At 69.2% G+C, this 22,306-nt stretch carries 14 protein-coding genes; 6 read left to right on the top strand and 8 right to left on the bottom strand.

The window, feature by feature from the left end; genetic code table 11:
- Positions 1 to 52: 52 nt before the first annotated feature.
- On the top strand, positions 53 to 421 hold the full coding sequence (locus J1M36_RS09745) for a GntR family transcriptional regulator (RefSeq protein ID WP_068468289.1): 369 nt from the start codon (positions 53 to 55) through the stop codon (positions 419 to 421).
- A 44-nt stretch (positions 422 to 465) separates the two neighbouring features.
- Here the strand turns inward: J1M36_RS09745 and J1M36_RS09740 are convergent, their stop codons facing one another.
- Genes J1M36_RS09740 through J1M36_RS09720 form a run of 5 tightly spaced genes read right to left on the bottom strand, consistent with a single transcriptional unit; the run spans position 466 to position 8,700 of the window.
- Positions 466 to 1,689 (bottom strand): nitrate/nitrite transporter, encoded by a 1,224-nt coding sequence (locus J1M36_RS09740; protein ID WP_064845564.1) that lies wholly within the window; start codon positions 1,687 to 1,689, stop codon positions 466 to 468.
- 36 nt (positions 1,690 to 1,725) lie between these two features.
- Positions 1,726 to 2,532 (bottom strand): respiratory nitrate reductase subunit gamma, encoded by an 807-nt coding sequence (gene narI, locus J1M36_RS09735; protein ID WP_206479202.1) that lies wholly within the window; start codon positions 2,530 to 2,532, stop codon positions 1,726 to 1,728.
- Complete coding sequence (gene narJ / locus J1M36_RS09730) at positions 2,529 to 3,179, bottom strand: nitrate reductase molybdenum cofactor assembly chaperone (RefSeq protein ID WP_313362131.1); 651 nt, start codon at positions 3,177 to 3,179, stop codon at positions 2,529 to 2,531. Before narJ ends, narI begins: the two co-directional genes overlap by 4 nt.
- 44 nt (positions 3,180 to 3,223) lie before the next feature.
- The gene (narH, locus tag J1M36_RS09725) at positions 3,224 to 4,966 is read right to left on the bottom strand and encodes a nitrate reductase subunit beta (protein ID WP_206479197.1); all 1,743 of its coding nucleotides are present in this window, start codon (positions 4,964 to 4,966) and stop codon (positions 3,224 to 3,226) included.
- The gene (locus J1M36_RS09720) at positions 4,966 to 8,700 is read right to left on the bottom strand and encodes a nitrate reductase subunit alpha (RefSeq protein WP_206479196.1); all 3,735 of its coding nucleotides are present in this window, start codon (positions 8,698 to 8,700) and stop codon (positions 4,966 to 4,968) included. Before J1M36_RS09720 ends, narH begins: the two co-directional genes overlap by 1 nt.
- A 409-nt stretch (positions 8,701 to 9,109) precedes the next feature.
- Here J1M36_RS09720 and J1M36_RS09715 point away from each other — a divergent pair, with 409 nt between their 5' ends.
- From J1M36_RS09715 to J1M36_RS09705, 3 genes are read left to right on the top strand one after another with little or no spacing between them, the layout of a single operon-like run.
- Positions 9,110 to 9,499: a hypothetical protein gene (locus tag J1M36_RS09715; protein ID WP_206479195.1), complete on the top strand. Its 390-nt coding sequence runs from the start codon at positions 9,110 to 9,112 to the stop codon at positions 9,497 to 9,499.
- A 3-nt stretch (positions 9,500 to 9,502) separates the two neighbouring features.
- Positions 9,503 to 10,111, top strand: a complete 609-nt coding sequence (locus J1M36_RS09710; protein ID WP_206399597.1) for a molybdenum cofactor guanylyltransferase — start codon at positions 9,503 to 9,505, stop codon at positions 10,109 to 10,111.
- A 22-nt stretch (positions 10,112 to 10,133) separates the two neighbouring features.
- A complete protein-coding gene (locus J1M36_RS09705; protein WP_206479194.1) occupies positions 10,134 to 11,525 on the top strand; it encodes a molybdopterin molybdotransferase MoeA in 1,392 nt (463 codons plus the stop codon).
- Positions 11,526 to 11,809: 284 nt separating this feature from the next.
- On the opposite strand, the gene J1M36_RS09700 is transcribed toward J1M36_RS09705, so the two are convergent.
- Entirely contained in the window at positions 11,810 to 12,313 is a 504-nt protein-coding gene (locus tag J1M36_RS09700) for a DUF456 domain-containing protein (RefSeq protein ID WP_085106516.1), read from the bottom strand.
- Positions 12,314 to 12,582: 269 nt separating this feature from the next.
- Between J1M36_RS09700 and J1M36_RS09695 the strand changes: the two genes are divergently transcribed.
- Positions 12,583 to 15,330: a multicopper oxidase domain-containing protein gene (locus tag J1M36_RS09695; RefSeq protein ID WP_342358328.1), complete on the top strand. Its 2,748-nt coding sequence runs from the start codon at positions 12,583 to 12,585 to the stop codon at positions 15,328 to 15,330.
- A gap of 53 nt (positions 15,331 to 15,383) precedes the next feature.
- Here J1M36_RS09695 and J1M36_RS09690 read toward each other — a convergent pair whose 3' ends face one another.
- Complete coding sequence (locus tag J1M36_RS09690) at positions 15,384 to 20,465, bottom strand: NAD-glutamate dehydrogenase (RefSeq protein ID WP_206479193.1); 5,082 nt, start codon at positions 20,463 to 20,465, stop codon at positions 15,384 to 15,386.
- 339 nt (positions 20,466 to 20,804) lie between these two features.
- Here J1M36_RS09690 and J1M36_RS09685 point away from each other — a divergent pair, with 339 nt between their 5' ends.
- Positions 20,805 to 21,638 (top strand): formate/nitrite transporter family protein, encoded by an 834-nt coding sequence (locus tag J1M36_RS09685; protein WP_206479192.1) that lies wholly within the window; start codon positions 20,805 to 20,807, stop codon positions 21,636 to 21,638.
- A gap of 13 nt (positions 21,639 to 21,651) precedes the next feature.
- On the opposite strand, the gene J1M36_RS09680 is transcribed toward J1M36_RS09685, so the two are convergent.
- Positions 21,652 to 22,197 carry a histidine phosphatase family protein gene (locus J1M36_RS09680; RefSeq protein WP_206479191.1) on the bottom strand — a complete coding sequence of 182 codons (546 nt, stop codon included), beginning with the start codon at positions 22,195 to 22,197 and terminating at the stop codon, positions 21,652 to 21,654.
- Between the last annotated feature and the right edge of the window lie 109 nt (positions 22,198 to 22,306).

The following is a 22,306-nucleotide window of genomic DNA, read 5'->3' as shown; positions in this document are numbered from 1 at the left end:
TTTCAGCGGTAGGCCACCTACCATGAGGGGAGTCGATCGAAGGGGACAAGGCATGTTCACGGTGGATCCCGCCGCTTCCACACCGGTGTACGAACAGCTCGTGGAATGCGTCCTGCGGGACGTCTCCTCCGGGGAACTCATGGTGGGTGACCGCATCCCACCGGTGCGCGCGCTCGCGTCCGAGCTGGGGCTGTCCGCGGGCACCGTGGCCAAGGCCTACCGGGAGATGGAGACCCACGGCGTGATCGAGACACGCGGGCGCAAGGGCACGTTCATCGCGCAGGGCCGGGACGACCGCGACGCCGCCGCGGCACGCGCCGCCGCCCGGTACCTCGACGAGGTGGCCGGGCAGCTGCATTACTCCCCCGAGGAGTGCATGGCGCTCGTGCAGCACGCGCTGCGCGCCCGTTCGGAGGGGTGACAGCGGCGTCGTCGTCCATGCCTCGGACAACGACGCCGCCAACCTCACTTCTCGGCCTTGCGCCCCCCGTGCCGGACCACCAGTGCCAGCAGGAACGCGGCAAGGCAGAACACCGCGAGCAGGGTGAGCCCCACGAAGTAGGAGTTGCTCTCGGGGTCGTAGGTGGCACCCATGACCAAGGGCGGGAAGTAGCCGCCCAGACCGCCGGCCGCGGCGATGATCCCACCCACGGTGCCCACGTTCTTGGCGGGGGTCGCCCGACCCACCCAGCCGAACACACCGCCGGTGCCGAGGCCCAGGAACAGGGCCATGAGCAGGAACAGCGGACCGTAGACGTGTTCACCGCTGGGCTGGAGGGCCACGAGCATCGCGAGCACGATCGTGCCGCCGAACGAGAGCAGGGTGATGATCTTGGGACCGAAGCGGTCCGCGAGGGTACCGCCCACGGGGCGTGCGATCACGGCGGCGAGCGCAAAGCCCGCGGTGCGCGTGCCGGCCGCGGTGGGATCGTACGAGTACACGTTGGCCAGGTACGTGGGCAGGTAGTTGGAGAAGGCCACGAACGCACCGAAGACCACCGCGTAGAGGAAGCACAGCTGCCACGTGACCTTGAGCTTGAACGCGGCCTTGAGCTTGGGCATGGCCGGTTCCGCCACGACCCCGGCGCGGGCGGGCGAGTCGCGCAGCAGCAACCAGCACAGCAGGGCGCTCACGGCCACGATGACGGCCACGATCACGTGGGTCATGAAGTACCCGGTCGCGGCGACCAGGCGCGGGGTGAAGAACGCGGAGACCGCGGTACCCACCATGCCCGCACCGAACACGCCCGTGGCGAAGCCCTTGCGGTGGGACTCGTACCACGCGGAACAGAACGGGATACCGATCGCGAACACGGTGCCCGCGATCCCCAGGAAGAACGCCACGACCACCAGCAGCGGGAAGGTGTTGAGCTGACCCACCACACCCGTGAGCAGCACGAGCGGTGCGGTGATCCCCAGGATCACGGTGAACATGAGCCGCCCGCCAAACTTGTCGGTGAGCGCACCCACGGGAACCCGGGCGATCGAGCCCACGAAGATCGGCATGGCCACGAGGATCGCGGTCTGCCCGGGACTCAGGTGCATGTCGTTCGCGTAGCGCTTGGACAGGGGCCCCACGATGGTCCACGCCCAGAAACCCACGGTGGACGCCAACGTGGCCAGGATGAGGTTCCTGAACTGGCCCTGTTTCAGGTTCGGTGCGGCCTCAGCGGCGGGGACGGCGGACATGACTCTCCTCAGGGGTGGGGCGGGGAAGGGGCCGGGTTATTTGACGCGCGTGGAACCGGAGCGTTCGCGCGGGGGCCGCGTGCGGCGTCGTGAACTGGCGCGGTCCTGGGTGCCGATGGGCTCCCAACCGCGGCGGTAGTTCACGGAACCGGCACGCGGGCCGTTACCCCGCGAGCGGTAGACGATGTACGGGCGGAAGAGGTAGTGCAGCGGCGCCGTGAAGGCGTGGACCAGGCGGGTGAACGGCCACACCGCGAACAGGGCCATGCCCCACAGCACGTGCACGTGGAAGCTCGTGGAGGCGGCGGCCATGGCCCCCACGTCCGGTTGCAGGATCCACAGGGACCGGAACCACGGCGACACCGTTTCGCGGTAGTCCACGGTGGCCGGGTCGAACACGGACAGCACCGTGGTGGCCAGACCGGCCAGGATCGCGCCGAGCAGCATCACGTACATGAACTTGTCGTTGGCCGTGGTGGCCATGAACACGGGCCCGGTCCGGCGGCGGCGCACGATGAGCATCACGATGCCCACGAGCGTTCCCACACCGGCGACCGAACCGATGGACAGCGCCAGGAAGTGGTAGGCGTGCTGGGACAGACCCGCCGCCTCCGTCCACGACTTGGGGATCACGAGCCCCATGATGTGCCCCACGAGCACGGCCAGGATGCCGAAGTGGAACAGCGGCGAGGCGATGCGCAGCAACCGGGACTCGTAGAGCTGGGACGAGCGCGTGGTCCACCCGAACTGGTCGTACTTGTACCGCCAGATCAGCCCTCCCACGAGGGTCAGCATGACCACGTACGGCAGGATCCCCCACAAGAGGGTGTCGATCACGTTCACTGGTTTCCTCCGGTCATGGGCAGCAGGCGGGGGTCGTAGGCGTCCAGGCCCACGGCCTCGGTGGGCGGTCCGTAACCGGCCATCCGGGCCACGGCTGACTCGTCCTCGGGCGACGGCCCGGGAAGCGTGGAGCACACGAGTTCCACGGCGCACGCCTGGGGCAGGTCGTCCCGGATCAACGCCAGACGCAACAGCTCCAGGGACGGGCGGTAGCGCTGCAACAGCTCGAAACCGTCCTCGCCGGAGACCCGCGCGGCGAATTCGAGCACCACGGGCAAGTGGTCCGGCAGTTCCTCGTCCCCGAACTCGCACCCGCGCGCGCGGTAGACCTGTTTGAACGCGGACAGGGCCTCACCGCGACGGCGCGTGTCACCGTCCGTCCAATAGGTCAGGTGCAGGCTGTGGCGCCGGGACAGGTCGAACTCCTGGACGTAGTCGCCCTGGATCTCCCGCAGGTCCGATTCCCGCAGCCACCGGATCAGGGGTGCCACCTGCTCGGGGTCCACGCCCACCTCGGCCAGCGCCCGTTCCACGAGGGGCAGCTGCTCGATCACCTCGGGGCGCGGGTAGCTCAGCAGCAGGGCCGCCGATTGGCGGATCACCGCGGAACGCTGCGGGTTGCGGTCCCGGTACCCGGGCACCTCCACGGTCCCCTTCCCGGCCCTACCCAGAAGGCTCGACAGCAGCCCCATCACCGGCCCCCGCTCGCCCCGGCGGTGCCCTGGTCCGGTCGCGAACCCGGGTTGTCGGAGGTCGCCGCGAGCGACGCCGCATCTCGCTCCGGTTGCGCCGGGAACAGTCCCGCGGGGGTCCCGTTGCCGTCCCAGTTGAGCAGGTTCACGCGACCGGCCAACTGGTCGTTGCCCGTGGGGTCCTCGCCCGTCTGCCGTGCCCGCAAGGCTGCGAAGTTCTCGACGGCGACCGGCATGGGTCGGCCGGAGGCCTCACCGAACACGCCGGTCTGGCCCATGCCCGGGCCGCCGTCCACGTCCAGGGAACACCCGATCTCCTCGAGGTTGTGGGCGTCCTCCACGTGGGCGGCGGGGATCACGTAGCGCTCGTCGTACTTGGCGATCGCCATGAGCCGGTACATCTGGCGGATCTCGGAACCCGTCATCCCCACGGCCTGGGCGATCGACTCGTCCGGTTCGTCCCCGAGCGTGACGTTGCGCATGTAGGCGCGCATCGCGGCGAGCTTGCGCAGCACGTGGGTGACCAGCTCGGTGTCCCCCGCGGTGAACAGTTCTGCGAGGTACTCCACCGGGATCCGCAGGGACTCGATGGCGCCGAACAGGTTGTCCGGGTCCTCGCCGTCGTGGCCCTGTTCCTTGAGCAGGTCCACGATGGGCGACAGCGGCGGGACGTACCAGACCATGGGCATGGTGCGGTACTCGGGGTGCAGCGGCAGGGCCACGCGCAGGGTCTTGGCGAGTGCGTACACAGGCGACTTGCGGGCCGCCTCGAGCCAGTCCTCGGGAATCCCGTCCCGGCGAGCGGCGTCGATCACCTCGGGGTCGCTGGGGTCCAACATGAGGTCCAATTGGGCCTCGTAGAGGTCCTGCTCGTTGGGCGTCGCGGCCGCCTGGGTGACCTTGTCGGCGTCGTACAGGAAGATGCCGATGTAGCGCATGCGCCCTACGCACGTCTCCGCGCACACCGTGGGGATGCCCACCTCGATGCGGGGGTAGCAGAACGTGCACTTCTCGGCCTTGCCGGACTTGTGGTTGTAGTAGATCTTCTTGTACGGGCACCCGGTCACGCACTGGCGCCACCCGCGGCACCGGTCCTGGTCCACGAGCACGATCCCGTCCTCGGACCGTTTGTAGATGGCGCCGGACGGGCACGAGGCCATGCAGGACGGGTTGAGGCAGTGCTCGCACAACCGCGGCAGGTAGAACATGAACGTCTGTTCGAACTCGAACTTGATCCGGTCGTTCGCCTCGTCCCGCAGCTTCTGCACCACGGGGTCCAGGTGACCCATCTCGGTGGTGCCACCGAGATCGTCGTCCCAGTTGGCGGACCACTCGATCTTGGTGTCCTCACCCGTGATGAGGGACTTGGGCCGGGCCACGGGGAAGTCGTCACTCGCGGGGGCGTTGACCAGGTTCTCGTAGTCGTAGGTCCACGGCTCGTAGTAGTCCGCGAGTTCCGGCTGCACCGGGGACGCGAACAACTGCGCGAGCTTCTTGAGCCGGCCACCGGACTTGAGCTTGAGGTTGCCGCGCCGGTTCAGTTCCCAGCCGCCCTTCCACCGCTCCTGGTCCTCGTAGCGGCGCGGGTAGCCCTGACCGGGGCGGGTCTCCACGTTGTTGAACCACACGTACTCGGTGCCCGCCCGGTTGGTCCACGCCTGCTTGCACGTGACCGAACAGGTGTGACAACCGATGCACTTGTCCAGGGTCATCACCATGGCAACTTGGGACATCACACGCATCAGTACTCGACCTCCTGGGAACGCTTGCGGACCACGGACACGATGTCCCGTTGGTTTCCGGTGGGCCCCATGTAGTTGAAGGCCCAGGACAGGTGGGCGTAGCCACCGATCATGTGGGTGGGTTTGACCAGGATGCGCGTGACGGAGTTATGGATCCCGCCGCGCTTGCCCGTGGTCTCGGACTTGGGGACGTCGATCGTGCGCTCCTGTGCGTGGTGGACGTACACCACGCCCTCCGGCATGCGGTGGGAGACCACCGCGCGGCCCACGAACACGCCGTTGGTGTTGACGCACTCGACCCAGTCGTTGTCCTTGACCTCGATCGCGCGGGCGTCCTGTGGGGCCATCCACACAGTGGTGCCACCGCGGGAGAGGGACAACATGAACAGGTTGTCCTGGTACTCGGAGTGGATGGACCACTTGTTGTGCGGGGTCAGGTAGCGCACTGCGATCGACAGTTCGCCCTTCTCCCCGAGCTGTGGTTCACCGAAGAGCCGGTGCATGTCCAGCGGAGGCCGGTAGATGGGCAGCATCTCCCCCATGTCCTTGAGCCAGTCGTGGTCCAGGAAGAAGTGCATGCGCCCGGTCAGGGTGTGGAACGGCTTGAGGCGTTCGATGTTCACCGTGAACGGCGCGTACCTGCGGCCACCGGTCTCGGAACCGGACCACTCGGGGGACGTGATCACGGGCACGGGGGCCTGCTGGGTCTCCGTGAAGGTGATCACCTTCTCCTCCGAGCCCCGGGAGAGGTCCGCGAGCGGTTTGCCCACGCGCTTCTCGAGGGTCTCGAAGCCCTGGGTCGCAAGCGCGCCGTTGGTGGTCCCGGACAGGCTCAGGATGGCCTCCGCCATCCGGGCGTCCGAGTCCAACGCGGGGCGGCCTTCGGCCGGACCGGAGTCGAACACGCCGTGCTGACGGCCTAGCCGGCCCACGACCCCGGTGACGTCGAACGTGACGTTCTTGGTGGTCAGCCCGAGCTTGTCCGCGAGCGGGCCGAGCGCCACGAACTTGTCCCCGATGGCCGTGTAGTCACGCTCCACAATCTTCAGTTGGGGCAAGTTCTTGCCCGGCACGGCGGGAACATCCGTGCCCTTCCACTCGGGCACGCGTCCGCCGGGTTGGGCGATCTCCCCCGGGGTGTCGTGCTGCAGCGCGGTGGCCACCACGTCCTTGCGGGTGTCCAGGTGCCCGGCCGAGAGCCTGCCGACCTCGTCCGCGAGCAACTGGAACAGCTTCCAGTCCGTCTTGGCCTCCCACGGCGGGGTGATCGCCGGGGTGAACGCGTGCACGTAGGGGTGCATGTCCGTGGAGGAGAGGTCGAACTTCTCGTACCACGTGGCCGCGGGGAAGACGACGTCGCTCAGCAGCGTGGAGGACGTCATGCGGAAGTCCGCGGAAACCAACAGGTCGAGCTTCCCCTCGGGTGCTTCGTCGCGCCAGCGCACGTCGTGCGGCGTGGACTCCGCGTGGTCCTGCCCCTGCACGCTATTGCTGGTCCCGAGCAGGTGCTTGAGGAAGTACTCCTCGCCCTTCGCAGAGGAACCGAACAGGTTGGAGCGCCACAGCACGAGGGTGCGCGGCCAGTTCTCGGGGGCGTCCGGATCCTCGACCGCGAAGTTCAGCTCGCCGTTCTTGAGCTTGGCCGCGATCCATTCGGGTTCCGACGCCGCTTCGCCGCGTTCCACACCCGCGATCGCCGCGTCCGCGACGTCCAGCGAGTTCTCGTGGAACTGGGGGTAGAACGGCATCCACCCGAGCCGCGTGGACTGGGCCACGACGTCCGCGGTGTGCATGCCTCTCAGGTGACCCTCCGCGAGCGGCGACTGCAGGGAGTCGGAGGAGTACCCGTCCGAGCGCCACTGGTCCGTGTGCATGTACCAGAACGCGGTGCCGATCATGAACCGCGGGGGACGCATCCAGTCGTTCGCGGACGCCATGGCCGCCCACCCGGTGATGGGGCGGGCCTTCTCCTGACCCACGTAGTGGGCCCACCCGCCGCCGTTGCGTCCCTGACACCCGCACAGCATGAGCATGGCCAGGATGGCCCGGTACGTGGTGTCACCGTGGTACCACTGGCAGATGCCCGCGCCCAGGATGATCATGGAGCGTCCGCGGGACTTCTCCGCGTTCGCGGCGAACTCGCGTGCCGTGCGGATCACGGCCTCCGCGGGGACGGACGTGACCTCCTCCTGCCACGCGGGGGTGTAGGGGGTCCGTGCGTCGTCGTAGCCGGCGGACCACTCACCCGGTAGGCCCTCGCGACCCACGCCGTACTGCGCGAGCATGATGTCGAAGACCGTGGTCACCGCGCGCCCGGCCACCGTGGTGGTGGGTACGCCGCGGCGGATCGTGGAACCGGCCCCCGTGGGGTCGGTGAACGCGGGCAGATCGAGGTGGGTGACACCGCCGTCGTACCCGGCCGAATCCGCGATCGACAGTGCGGGCAGGGTGTCCCCCAGGTCCAGGTTCCACTTGCCCTCGTCCTGGTCGTTGTAGCGGAAGCCCATGGAGCCCTGCGGGATGACGGCCTTGTGCGTGTGCCGATCCAGCAGGACGGTCTTGAACGCGGGATCGGCCTGCCCCGCGGCGGCGGGATCACCCGCTGCCGCGAGATCCTCCGCGGTGACGAACTTGTCCGGGACCACCGTGCCGTCCGCGCGCTCGTCGAGCGAGATGAGGAACGGGAGGTCCGTGTACTGCAGCACGTACTCCTCGAAGAACCGCACGCGACGGTCCACGAAGTTCTCCTTGAGGATCACGTGACCCATGCCCATGGCGAGCGCGGCGTCCGTGCCGGCCTGTGCGGGCAACCACTCGTCCGCGAACTTGGTGTTGTCCGCGTAGTCCGGGCTCACCGAGACCACCTTGGTCCCGCGGTAGCGCACTTCCGCGAGCCAGTGCGCGTCCGGGGTGCGGGTCACGGGGATGTTGGAACCCCACATCATGAGGTAGGTGGCATCCCACCAGTCCCCGGACTCGGGGACGTCCGTCTGGTCGCCGAAGACCTGTGGCGAGGCCACGGGCAGATCGGCGTACCAGTCGTAGAAGCTGTTCATGACCCCACCGATGAGGTTGATGAACCGCGCACCCGCCGCGTGGGACACCATGGACATCGCGGGGATCGGCGAGAACCCCGTGCACCGGTCCGGGCCGTAGGTCTTGATGGTGTGCACGTGCGCGGCCGCGGTCATCTCCACGGCCTCCTGCCAGCTCGCGCGCACCAACCCGCCCTTGCCGCGGGCCTGCTGGAACTCACGACGCTTGACGGGGTCGTTGACGATCGACTCCCACGCGAGCACCGGATCGTGGTGGAGCTGCTTGGCCTCGCGGTACATCTGCAACAGCACGCCCCGGATGTACGGGTAGCGCACGCGGGTGGGCGAGTAGGTGTACCACGAGAACGCCGCACCGCGCGGGCACCCGCGGGGCTCGTACTCGGGGCGGTCCGGGCCCACGGAGGGGTAGTCCGTCTCCTGCGCCTCCCACGTGATGATGCCGTCCTTGACGTACACCTTCCACGAGCATGACCCCGTGCAGTTCACACCGTGGGTGGAGCGCACCACCTTGTCGTGGCTCCAGCGGTTGCGGTAGAAGGCGTCACCCGCGCGACCACCCTCACGGAAGACGGCGCGGCCGTCCGGCGTCTCCTCCCAGCAGGAGAAGAAACGTCCCATTTTCAACAGCGCATCTGATGCCGGTCCGTCGATCCCGGCAGGGGTCTCGGTGGTTGCCATACCGGCATGCTAAGTCGATTTGGTATCGAAAATGCGTATTTTGTTCGGCGTGGCTCGAACATTGCGGTGAACCCGTGTGACGTGCGGGAATACGACATATTTAGCTGGACTAATAAGCCTGGGTGCTGCCGCTGGTTCCCGAGGTTTTCAGGAGCGGTCTCGCGGTTCGCCGTCCCGGTCCCGACGGCGGCCGCACGGACGGTCCCTCAAGGCTGCCGGGCGATTCCCGACGGCGTCCGCGCACCGGTTCCCGGGGGCTCGCGAGGCAACCATGCGACGTCGTTCCCGGATGTCCGTGCGAACGGCTCCAGGCGCTCGCGGGGCGACCGAGCGACGTCGTCCCCTCCCGGCCGATGGTGCCCGACCCGGTCGCGGAGGGCCGGGGCCCGCGCCCGTAGACTGGTGCCCCATGAAGTCGTTCGTCGCTCCCGTGCTGCTCGTGATCACCGCGCTCGTCCAGGCCATGGGCATCTACCCCTACGTCCAGGACGGCATCACGCTCACGGGGCAGCTGCTGTTCCCCATCCTCTTCGCGCTCGCGGCCATGTACCTGGCCCGCAAGGGTCGCCCCGGCGCGTTCGGCACGGCGCACATGGTCATCCTGGTGCTGTCCGTGGTCCTGGTGGTGCTGTCCCTCGTGGGCATGAGCCAGCAGCTCCCATACTTCTACCCCACCATGATCCTGTACTACATCGCGTTCGTGCTCATGGCCGTGGAATGCGCGCTGCGCATCGCCGGGTTGCCCAAGAAGTCACGTGCCGTGGGTCCGGAGTCCGACGACGTCGCCCCCACCCACTGAGCCGTGCCCTCCTCCCCGAACGCGTCCTTGCAGTTGCCCTTCGACACCGTGGTCGTGGCAGGGGGTCGCTCCTCCCGACTCGGAGGCGCCCCCAAAGCCCAGTTGTCCTTCGAGGGCTCCACGCTGGTGGCCCACACGGTCGCGGCGGTGCGCCTGTTCGGTGCCGTGGTGGTCGTGGGGCCCGAGGATCCGCGGCTGCCGCCGGACGTATTACGCGCCCGGGAGGATCCGCCCTTCTCGGGACCGGCGGCGGCGGTGGCCGCGGGCGTCGTCGTCCTGGACGGCGTGAGCGGACGTCACGAGTGGACGGCGGTGCTCGCATGCGACATGCCGCATGTCGACCGCGCACTGCCCGCGCTCGTGCGGGCTGCGCAGGACGTCCCCCCGGAGGTCGACGGCGTGATGGCGTTGTCCGACGAGGGCCGGGCCGAGAACCTCGCCGTGCTGATCCGTTCCGCGGCGCTGAGCGCGGTGCTGCGCGAGGTGCCCACGGTGGACGTGTCCGTGCGCTCGGTGTGGCGTCATCTGACGTTGGACACCGTCCCCGTCCCCCACGCCAGCACGAGCGACGTGGATACATGGGAAGATGTGCGTAGATTCGACCTGCACTGAATCGCCACGTCGAGGAGACATCATGCCCGGACTTCCGCACCAGCACGATCCCGCCGCTCACGAGGACGACGACCAGCGCGAGAACCGTTCGGCGGCGTCGGAACCGACCGTGCGCTGGGCCTCGTGGGACGAGGCCCGACGGATCGCCTACGGCACCCCGCACTCCCTCCCCAACATCCTGTTGCCGCTGGCGAAATGCCTCGACGAGATCCTCGCCGAGTCCGTGACCGCCGAGATGCCCGTGCCCCACTACGCCTCCGCCGCGGCGGACGGCTGGGCCGTAGCCGGGGAGGGCCCGTGGCGGATCCGCATGCCGCGCCCCGCCGAGACCGACGAGCGCCTGCTGCTGACCCTGCCCCCGGACCAGCGCATCCTCCCGGTGGTGGAGCTCAAGCCGGGTGAGGCCACCCACGTCAATGCCGGGGACGCCGTCCCGTTCGGGACCCGCGCGGTTCTCGAGGCCCACCGGGGTCACGTGGTCCCCGCCGACCCCGCGGCCCGCGACATGCCGACCGGTGAGCACGGCCGCGGACCCGAGGAGGGCGACACCCTCGAGGACGCCACACCCGCAGCGACCCTCGTGAAGAACCAGGACGTCCGGGCCGTGGGCGAGGAGATCGAGCAGGGGGACCTCCTGCTGCGCGCCGGTCGCAAGCTCAACCCCGCCCACCTCGGTCTCGCCGCGAGCGCGGGCCACGACATGCTCCCCGTACGACGCCGCCCGCGCGTGACCGTGCTGCTGGGTTTCGCCAACGTGGTCGAGGACGGCATTCCCGGCCCCGGTGAGGTGCGCGACGTCCTCGGACTGCAGCTGCCCGCCGCACTGCGCGAACTGGGCGCGAACGTGGATCAGGTCCGGCGCGTGGCCGACGGCGCGGACGGAATGATCTCCGCATTCACGGAAGCCCCCATGGGTGCGAGCTCGCTGCTCGACGCCCGCGCGGAGATCGTGGTCTCCACCGGCGGCACGGGTCACGGGGAGGACGATCACGTCCGTAAGGCCCTCGAGGATCTCGGGGCCCACCTCATCATCGACGGCGTGGCGCAAGAACCCGCCCACGGGGTGATCGTGGCCCAGCTGCCTGACGACGGTCCCGTGGTGCTCGCGCTTCCCGGTTCACCGCTGTCCGCGATGACCGGCCTGCTGAGTGTGGGGCACGCCCTGATCGCCGGGGCCAAAGGTGAGGCCATGCCGTTCACGCGCCGCGTCACCGCGGGTCAGGACCTCGAGGCCACAGGCCGCACCCGCGTGATTCCCGCCTACCTTCAGGACGGCCGTGTGTTGCCGGAACCCACCGTGGGTCCCACGATGCTCTCGGGTCTCGCCCACGCGGATGTGCTCCTGGTGGTTCCGGAGGACGGCATGAGCGCGGGCCAAGACGTGGAGGTCATCCCCCTCCCCTGGCGGGGCTGAGGCAGGGGCGTCACGGGGTGGGCCTACGGGGTGCGTCCGGCCGCCAGGAACTTTTGGGTGCCCTGACGCCCCCGCGCAATTTTCAGGCGCCGTGAGGCCATGGAGCCCAGCCGGTGGTGGCTCCAGAGTGACTTGGAATTCGCGGGTGGCCTTGGAATGACTGATATGTCCAGGACGGCTTTGGAACGCCTGGGAGTTCCTCAGCGGCCCGGGCATGGCTGAGAGTTACCGCGTGGCCCGGGGTGACTCATAAATTCGCCCGCGGGCGGGCACCGGGGCGGACCTCAGTTCACGGTGACGAAATAGACGATCGCCCCGATGATGAACGTCAGCGAGGCCAGCAGGGCGCACGACAGTTCCACCAGGATGCCCACGCCCATGGCCTTCGCGGCCACCCAGGATGTGCTCAATGCGGTGTTGAAGTCTCTGTTGCGCACGGTCTCGGACAGCAGGAGCCCCACCACGAAACCGATGAACAGGCCTACCACGGGGATCACGAACATCCCGATCACCGCGCCCACCACACCGAAGAGCAGCGTGCGGTTCGGGATGGCCCGGCGTTTGAGCTTGCTGCCGGTGAGCACGAGACTCGCGGACATCCCCGCGAGGAGGAGCGTGCCGCCCAGGGCGAGCACGACCCACCCCTCGGGGGCACGCACCACGAACGCCCAGATGATCAACCCGATCAACGCGGTGATGGAGCCCGGGAGCACCGGGACCACGATCCCCACGCAGCCGATGACGATGAGGACGGCTGTCGCGATGGTGGCGATAATGTCTGCGGTCACGCCCTCATCGTACGGGCAGGGCCGCTGACGAACGGCCCGCCGCGGCGGAACGCGGCGCGCGCGGGGGTCGTCATCGACTGCGCAACCCATGCACAACACCCGGTGGCACCAGTGGTTCCGCAGACCCATGGCCCGTGAACCGCGATCCGAACAGCGGTCCCCGTGGCGCTCCGGGCGGCGGTCCGGGCGGCGGTCCGGGCGGCGGTCCGGGCGGAACCGGCAGCCGCCTATTATGGTATTTCGTACACCAATTATGGAACGGATTCAGCGTGCCCCCCATCAGTGCCCCGCAGCGGCCCAGCACCTCCACCGCCCGCAGGGGCCGCTCATGGCACCGCACCGCGGGCAAGCCCGTGCGCTGGTGGCTCGTGGCCCTCGTGATCGTGATCGCAGCGCACCGGTGGATCCCGGACACCCGATGGCTCATGGTGCACATGGTCACGCTCGGGCTGATCACCACGTCCATCATGGTGTGGTCCCAGCACTTCACCGAGGCACTGCTGCACCACAAGCTCCCGGACTCCGGCCGTCCGCGGCAGATCGTGCGGATCTACGGGGTCACGGTGGGCACCGCCCTGTTGATCGTGGGGATGCTCGCGGGGTGGTGGTGGCTCACTGTGGCCGCGGCCACCGTGATCGGCGTGATGCTCACCTGGCACGGCCTGGCCCTGCTGGCACAATCGCGCACCGCACTGCCCGCGAGATTCGGACTCACCGTGCGCTGGTACGCCACGGCCGCGTTCTTCTTACCCGTGGGGGCGGTGTTCGGCACGATCCTGGCCCGCGACCTCTCCGCGACGTGGCACTCCCGGCTCCTGCTGGCCCACCAGGCCGTCAATGTCCTGGGTTTCGTGGGCCTCACCGTGTGCGCGACCCTGCTGACGCTGTGGCCCACGATCCTGCGCACCCGGATGCGCGACGACGCGGTGCGGTTGTCACGCATCGCTCTGCCCCTCATGGCCGCGGGCAGTCTCCTCGCTGCCGTGTTCGCGGTGCTCGGAACGGCCTCACTCACGGCCGCCGCGTTGCTGCTCTACGCCGCCGGCGCGGCCACGGTGGGGTGGCTCATGCTGCGCACCGGGATGCAGCGCCGCCCCGAGGGTTACATGGGATGGTCCGTGGCCTCGGGCATCGCCTGGCTCGTGATGACCACGGTGCTGGCCGCGTGGCTCGTGCTGACCCGCGGGGTGGAGACCTCCGTGGCGCAGTCCCTCACGATCCCGTTCGTGGCGGGATTCCTGGTGCAGACTCTCTTCGGCGCCATGAGCTACATCCTGCCCTCGACCATGGGCGGCGGCCCCGCAACCGTGCGCGCATCTCTTGCCGCCATGAACCGCGCCGGGGTCTACCGCGTCACGGTCGCCAACCTGTGCATCACGTTGTTCGCCCTGCCCGCCGGGGTCCTGCCCTCGTGGGTCCGCGCGCTCGTGTCGATCGTGGGGGCCGTGGTCCTCGCGGCCTTCATCCCGCTCATGATCTCCTCGGCCAAGGTGGCCATCGCCGCACGACGCCGCGCCGTCGCCGAACGCGCGGCCGGCACAGCACCCACGGACCGCACCGGGGCAACCGCTGCCGAGTCCTCCCGCCGCGGGATGGGAACGGCCGCCCAGTTCCTGGCCGGGGTACTCACGGTGCTGCTCACGATCGCGGCGGGGATCGCCGTCTCACCCCAGTCCGCGGGTTTCTCTCTCACGGGCAGCAACAGTTCGAGCGCGGAGGGCACCGGGGAAACCACCGAGGTCAGGATGCATGCCCAGCAGGACATGCGTTTCGACCCGTCCGAGATCCGGGTACCTCAGGGAAACCGCCTGGTGATCCACCTGACCAACGACGACCCCACCACGGTGCACGATCTCGTCGTCGCCAACGGCGCCACCTCCGGCCGCCTGGACCCGGGAGCCTCCGCGACCGTGGACGTGGGAGTGATCACCGACAGGCTGGAAGGCTGGTGCTCGGTGATCGGCCACCGTTCCATGGGGATGGCCGTCGACGTGATCCCCGTGGACGCACAGGGCCAAGAGGTCACCGCCACCGGAACGGATGGCGCCCACGGTTCACACGGGCACGCGGAGCACACCGGAACGGACCCGGCGCAGGCGGCGGATCTCAACGCCGCCCCCGGTGAGGGTTTCACGACCCGCTCCCCCGAACTGGCCCCCGCATCGAACGAAACCGTGCACCGGATGACGCTGGACGTCCAGGAAGTGGCCCGCGAGGTGGCCCCCGGCGTGACCCAGGACGTGTGGACCTACAACGGTCAATACATGGGGCCCACGCTGCGCGGGAAGGTGGGTGACACCTTCGAGATCACCCTGACCAACGGCGGCACCATGGGTCACTCCGTGGACTTCCACGCGGGGGACGTCTCCCCCGACCAGGCCATGCGCACGATCGCCCCCGGCGAATCGCTCGTGTATCGGTTCACGGCCCTCCGTTCCGGGATCTGGCTCTACCACTGCTCCACCATGCCCATGAGCAGTCATGTCGCAGCGGGCATGTTCGGCGCGGTGATCATCGATCCCCCGAACCTGCCGAGCGTGGACCGTGAGTACCTGCTCGTGCAGAGCGAGACGTACCTCGCGGCCCCGTCCCCGGATCAACCCGGTCTCCCGGAGGGGGTCAACGCGGTTGTGGATCCGGAGAAGATCGCCGCGAAGCAACCCTCGTTCACGATGTTCAACGGCCATGCCACCCAGTACATGCACGACCCGCTCACGGCCCGCCCGGGAGAGCGCGTACGGATCTGGGTGCTCGCGGCCGGCCCGTCCCAAGGGTTGAGCTTCCACGTGGTGGGCGGCCAGTTCGACACCGTCTACACGGAGGGCGCGTACCAGCTCTCTCCCGATGGACCCGGTAATCCCGGTGGGACGGGTGGCGCTCAGGCCCTGGATCTCGCACCAGCGCAGGGCGGCTTCGTGGAACTCGACTTCCGCGAGCCCGGGACCTACACGTTCGTCAATCACTCGTTCGCCGAGGCCGAGCGGGGCGCCCGGGGGCTGATCCGGGTCCAGGAGTGAGCGGGGCCCGGGCGACGTCGCATCGTCACCCGGGCCCCCGGTCACGTCCCGACTCAGTCGGTCAGTGCGCTGCGCAGCGTCCGTAGCGCCACGGACAGCGCGGCGAGTTCGGCGCCGGCGTCTCCGCTGTCGGCCATGGACTCGATCTCGTCCAGGACCTCCCGCAACCGCTCGAGCCGGTCCGCGTTCTCCTGCTCCCACGCCTGGACCTTCTCCTGAGCGTTGTCCCCCGGGGAGTCCAGGGCCTGACCCGCGAGCGCCACGAGCGTGGAGTACAGGTCCTCGCGCATGGCGATCCGGGCCATGTTCTCCCACCGCGTGGTCTGCGGCAGGGCCGTGATCCGGTTGAGCAGGTTCTCCAGGCCGTAGCGGTCGAACAGGGCGAAGTACACGCGGGCGATCATCTGCACGGTCACGCCCTCGCCGGAACCCTGCGCGGTGTCGTCCGACGACGCCGCGGCGTCGCCGGGCTCGTACCCCGCGATGCCCTGCGCCTGGGCGAGCCGGGCGACGTCGAGCAGCGCGAACGCGTCGAGCAGTTCCGCCCATTCCACGGCGAGTGCGCGGGGCACGCCCTGGCGCTCGGCGAGCTCGGCCTCGGTCCGGGCGCGCTCGGCGGATTCCTCGCCCAGCAAGCGGTCCTTGCCGAAGCGCAGTGCCACGATGGGCCGGTACATCTCCACGAGCTCCTGGATTCCGGAGTCGGTGTCCTGGCGGTGCAGGAACCAGCGGACCACGCGGTCCAGCAGCCGCCGCATGCGCAGCGACATCCGGTTCCACAGCTCCAGGGGCACGTCCGCGTCCAGCTGGGCGTGGCGGGTGGCATAGCTCTCGAGCTCGAAGATCTCCATGGCCACAGTGAACGCGCGGGCCACGTCCACGAGGTCCGAACCGGAGTCGTCCACCACTCGGTACGCGAAGGCGATCCCGCCGTAGTTGATGATCTGGTTGGCCACCACGGTGGCGATGATCTCCCGGCGCAACGGGTGGGTGTCCAGCTTGTCATCGAAGCGCTCCCGGATCTGGGCCGGGAAGTACTGGGACAGCGTGCGGTGGAACCAGGGGTCGTCCGCGAGGTCGCTGTCCACGAGTGCCGCGGAGAGCTGGATCTTCGCGTACGCCGTGAGCACGGACAGCTCCGGGCCGGTCAGGGGCTGGCCCTGGGCGGCGCGCTCGCGCAGCTCGGAGTCGGAGGGCAGGAACTCCAGCTCCCGGTTGAGGTCCGCGTGCTCCTCCAACCAGTGCATGAGCCGGATGAACGTCTCGGTGAATTCCACACCGCGAGCGCGCTCGGTGGTCAGCAGGACGTTCTGGGCCACGTTGGTGCGGAGCACGAGTTCGGCGACCTCGTCCGTCATGGACTCGATGAACTCCGCGCGCTCGTCCGTGGAGAGCAGGCCGGCCTGGACCATGCCGTCCACCAGGATTTTGATATTGACCTCGCGGTCGGAGGACTCCACGCCGCCGGAGTTGTCGATCGCGTCCGTGTTGACCAGGATCCCGTTCAGCGCGGCCTCGGTGCGCCCGAGCTGGGTGGCCCCCAGGTTGCCGCCCTCACCGATGACCTTGACGCGCAGGTCCTCGCCGTTGACGCGGATGGCGTCGTTGGCCTTGTCCCCGACCTCCTGGTTGGTCTCGGTGGACGCCTTCACGTAGGTACCGATGCCACCGTTGTACAAAAGGTCCGCGGGCGCGAGCAGCACCCTGCGCACGAGTTCCTGCGGGCTGAGCGACTCGACGTCGTCCTCGATCCCGAGCGCCTCGCGCACCTGCGGGGTGATGGGCACGGACTTGTCCCGGCGCGAGTACACGCCGCCGCCCTCGGAGATCACGTCCCGGTCGAAGTCCTGCCACGAGGTACGCCCGGCGGTGAACAGCCGTTCGCGCTCCTGGTAGGAGGCCGCGGCGTTCGGGGTGGGGTCCAGGAAGATGTCCCGGTGGTCGAACGCGGCGATCAGGTGGATGTGCTCGGACAGCAGCATGCCGTTGCCGAACACGTCCCCGGACATGTCGCCCACGCCCACCACGGTGAACGCCTCGGACTGGGTGTCCACGCCCAGCTCGAAGAAGTGGCGCTTGACGGACTCCCACGCGCCGCGGGCGGTGATGCCCATGGCCTTGTGGTCGTAACCCACGGACCCACCGGACGCGAACGCGTCACCGAGCCAGAAGCCGCGCTCCAGGGAGATCGCGTTCGCGGTGTCGGAGAACGCGGCCGTGCCCTTGTCCGCGGCGACCACCAGGTAGGAGTCGTCGTCGTCGCGGCGCACCACGTTCTCGGGGTGCACCACGGTGTCCCCGGCCACACCGGAGGTCTCGGCCGACTCGCTCGCACCGCCCTCGGAGCCCGGGGTGGCATCACCGCGGGACGACGACGCCGTGTCCCGCGCGGTCTCGCCGGTCCCGTCCTGCGCGGTGCCGGTCTCGGCCTCGCGCTCGATGTTGTCGGTGACGTCCAGCAGGGAGGCGATGAACAGCTTGTAGGCCTCCCGACCCTCGGTCAGCCAGCCCTCGCGGTCGGTCGCGGGGTCCGGCAGCTGTTTGGGGAAGAACCCACCTTTCGCACCCGTGGGCACGATCACCGCGTTCTTGACCATCTGCGCCTTGACCAGCCCCAGCACCTCGGTGCGGAAGTCCTCGCGCCGGTCGGACCAGCGCAGACCGCCGCGGGCCACCTGGCCGAAGCGCAGGTGCGTGCCCTCCACGCGCGGGGACCACACCCAGATCTCGAAGGCGGGGCGCGGTTGCGGGGCCGCGGGGATGGCCGCCGGGTCCAGTTTGAACGCCATGGTGGGCCGGCTCTGGAACACGTTGGTGCGCAGCGTGGCCGTGACCACGTCCGCGAGCGCGCGGAACAGCCGGTCCGCATTCAGGCTGGGGACCTCGTCGAGCACCCCGGCCAGGCGCTCCAGGGCGCCGTTGCGCGCCTCGTCGCGGGCGGCGTCGTCGTCGGTGAAGCGGGAGGGGTCGAAGCTCGCCGAGAACAGCTCCGCGAGCTCGTGGGTGGCCCGCGGGTAGTCCACCAGGGTGTCCGCGATGAACTCGAACGAGTTGGGGTAGTTCAGCTGCAGCAGGTAGCGCACGTAGGCGCGCAGCACGGCCACGGTGCGCCAGCCCATGCGCTCGGTGAGCACCAAGCGGTCCAGGCTGTCCGACTCGGAGCGGTTGGAGAGCACCGCGCACAGGGTGTGCTCGATGAGGTCCTCCGTCTTGGCGTCCTCGGGGCCCTGGGGGTCCACACCCTCGGGCAGCTCCACACCGAAGTCGTAGAGCTGGAACTCGCGCCCGTCCGCGGGGGTGACCGTGTAGGGGCGCTGGTCCAGCACGGTCAGGCCCATGTTGTGCAGCAGCGGCAGCAGCTCGGTGAGGGACAGCGCCTGGGTGAGGTAGATGTTCAGCCGGACCTGGCCGTCCGCGGTCTGCGCCACGCGCACCTCCGCGGGCAGGTCAGGGTCGCGGCCCCACAGCTCCTCGCAGCGCTTGAGGTCCTGGATGGCCTCCTCGATCTCGTAGTCCTCGCGGTACGAGCCCGGGAACGCGTTCTCCCACACGGGGCCCAGCGCACCGGCCTTGTCGTCCTCGAACTCCAGGCCGATCGCCCGGCCCAGGGACTCGGGCCAGGAGCGCACCGCCGCGCGCAGGCGGGCTTCGAGGTCCTCGTGGTCGAAGTCCCGCACCTCACCCGTGTAGGGCAGCCGGATGCGGAAGAACAGGCGGGCCAGGGAGGAGGAGGTCAGGCGCACCTCGAAGTCGATGGCCTCGGCGTCGAAGACCTCGAACAGCTGGGCCTCGATGCGCTGGCGCACCGAGGTGTTGTAGCGGTCCCTGGGCAGGAACACCACGGCGGACATGAAGCGCCCAAAGGTGTCCTGGCGCAGGAACAGACGGGTCTGGCGTCGTTCGTTGAGCCCCAGCACACCCCCCGCGGTCTCGTAGAGCTTCTCCGCGGACATGTGGAACAGCTCGTCCCGTGGGTAGTCCTCGATGATGCCCATGAGGTCACGGGCGGAGTGGGAGTCCGGGAGGAAGCCGAAGCGCTCGACCACCCGCTGCACCTTCTCGCGCACGAGCGGGGTCTGATGGGCCGGGACCGAGTAGGCGTGGCGGGAGAACAGCCCGAGGATCAGGTACTCGCCATCCACATCCCCGTTCTCGGCGAACGTGCGCACCCCGATGTAGTCCAGGTACTCGCGGCGGTGGATCGAGGAGCGGCGGTTGGCCTTGGTCACGAACACCACCTGGTGGTCGCGCGCATGGGCGCTGCCCAGGCCCGTGAGCTTCTGGGCATGGCCCTCGGTGCCCTGCTCCCGCAGCAGCCCCAGGCCCGTGTCCGGGCGCGAGTGCAGCACGGCGTCCTCGCCGTCCACCTCGAGGTCGTAGCGCTTGATGCCCATGAACACGAAATTGCCGCCGCGCAGCCACTCCAGGAACTCCTGGGACGCGCCCACGTCCGGCAGCCGCGAGCCGTCCTCGAACGTGATGTCCTCCAGGGGCGCGAGGGAGTCGGCGATGCGTCGGGTCTGCTCCAGCATGACCTCCTGGTCCTCCGCAACCCGGCGCACGTCCGCCACGAGCGCCTCGATGTGGCGCGCGAGCTCCCCGCGGGCCTGCTCGTCCAGGGTGCGGTGCAGCTCCACGCGGATCCAGGACTCCACGGCGGTGTGTGAGCGCCCACCGGCGGCGCCGCCCACGAGCTCGTCCGTGATGGGGATCGAGGTGGTGTCCCCGGAGGAGACCGCGGAGATGTTGGGGACCTCCCCCAGGGATCTCAGCACGTCCTCGGAGTCACGTGCGGCGAGGAGCAGCGGGTGCAGCACGAGCTTCGCGCCGCCCCAGTTAGCGGCGATCTCCGTGGTCAGCGTGGACACCAGGAACGGCATGTCCGTGGTGACCATGTACAGCACGGTGTCCCCGTGGTCCTCCCGGACCTCGATGCACAGTTCGTCCGTCCGGCGGCTGCGCCCGACCTCCCGGTGGCTCTCCGCCCGTTCCGTGAGCACCTGCTGGTCCGTTCCCGCCATGTCCGCGTCCGGGACCGAGCGGTAGTACTCGTTGAGCCACGCCTGCTCTGCACTCCATCGCGGCCGCTGCCACACCGTGGGGATGGCCTGGGTGGTGGCTTGAGGAGAGGTCACTGCTGCATCACGCCTTAGCTGTCGTTGAGTTGGGATGTCACTCCACGGCGTGGCTCGTGGTGCCCGGTGGGGCACGGCGCACAGACCTCCGCCGGACCGCTCGCCCCGGAACCCATGACGTCTGCCTAACCCACGGCCACACTGCCGCATGTTCCACCACCATAGGACCCCGCGAGCACCGGGACCAGACGCCGCGCGTGTTCGCGCAAGCGTTGCACGGCCCTACACTCATGCAGTTACGGTTTTCCCCTCGCACCCCGCCCACCGGCGACTGCGGGTGCCCCTGACCCCGCAGCCGGGGCGCAGGCCCGCCCCCCCACGACAGAAAGCAGAGCAGTCATGACCAACGTGAACCCATCGGATGTGGTGGCGAACGCCGTCACCGCCGGGGAGGCCAAGGCCACAGCGCCCTCCGGCGCCCTCGTGCTGCGCGGCGTGCTGGGCGGTGCCGTGCTCGCGGCCACCACCTCGTTCGCAGTGTCGGCCACCGTGAGCTCCGGCTCGCCCGTGGTGGGCGCCCTGCTCTTCCCCGCCGGCATCACCATCGTGATCCTCATGGGCATGGAGCTGCTCACCGGCGGCTTCGCCCTGACCCCCATGGCCGCGCTGCGCGGACTCGTCCCGTGGTCGGCCGTGGCCCGGTACTGCCTGATGGTGACCATCGGCCACATCATCGGGGCTGCGCTGTTCGCCCTGCTCTACGCGGGCACCCTCACGGGCTTCGGCTCCCACGACGCCGGCGCGCTGGGCAAGAAGTTCGCCGACACCGCCGCGGCCAAGACCACTGCCTACCAGGCCATGGGCTTCGCGGGCATGGTCACGGTGTTCGTCAAGGCCGTGCTGTGCAACTGGCTCGTGTCCCTGGGCGTGTTCATGGGCATGGTCTCCAAGGACACCATCGGCAAGATCGCCGCCATCTGGCTGCCCATCATGGCGTTCTTCGGCCTGGGCTTCGAGCACGCCGTGGTCAACTTCTTCATGATCCCCATGGGCATGCTCATGGGCGCGGACGTGGGGCTGGGCGACTGGTGGATCTGGAACCAGATCCCTGTGCTGCTGGGCAACCTGGTGGGTGGTTTCGTCTTCACCGGACTCGCGCTGATGTACGCGCACCGTCCGGCCCGCACGGAGGCCATCGAGACCGCGGCCGCTCGCCCCGGCGCAGAGCAGTAGTCCGGTAGGTCGGTCAGGGGGCGGCAGCCAGCTGCTGCGTGGTCACCTCGACCACTTCCCCGTTCTGCAGGCTCGGCAGCTCGACCCCCAGGATCCGGCCCGCAGTCAGGCGGATGAACGTCCCGTGGGCCACGATCATCACGTCCTGCTGCGGGTACCGCGCGGCGATCTCGCGCAGTACCGCGATCCCCCGCTGCACCACGTGCTCGGCCGCCTCACCGTGCTCCTCCATGAACGCGTGCCGCTCGTCCTCTGTCATCCCGGTGCAGTCGTAGCCCTCCGCGTCCCCGAAGGAGCGCTCCGCGAGGTCCGCGTAGGTCCCCGCCGGCGTGAGTCCGAGCTGCGCCCCGATGATCCGGGCCGTCTCCCGCGCGCGCTGCAGGGGTGAGGAGACCAGCGCGTCCCAGTGTCGCCCCGACGCCGCGAGTTCCCGGCCCACCGCGCGGGCCTGTTCCCTGCCCGTGTCGTTGAGGGGGATGTCCGTGTGGCCCTGCAACAACCGTTGCAGGTTCCAGTCCGTCTGGCCGTGGCGGATCAGGGTCAGGGTCGTTTCGCTCACCCCACCAAACTACCCCGCGGGCACCCGGGCGCCGCAGCGGCGTCGTCCCCCTGTGGCGCGGACGCGGACGACGCCGCACCCACCGCGGGTGCCTCGGGCCGGGTGTTCC

Origin of the sequence: Kocuria sp. KRD140, from assembly GCF_017168375.1 — a bacterium.
Taxonomy (GTDB): domain Bacteria; phylum Actinomycetota; class Actinomycetes; order Actinomycetales; family Micrococcaceae; genus Kocuria; species Kocuria marina.
This window is presented reverse-complemented; position numbering and strand designations above follow the sequence as displayed.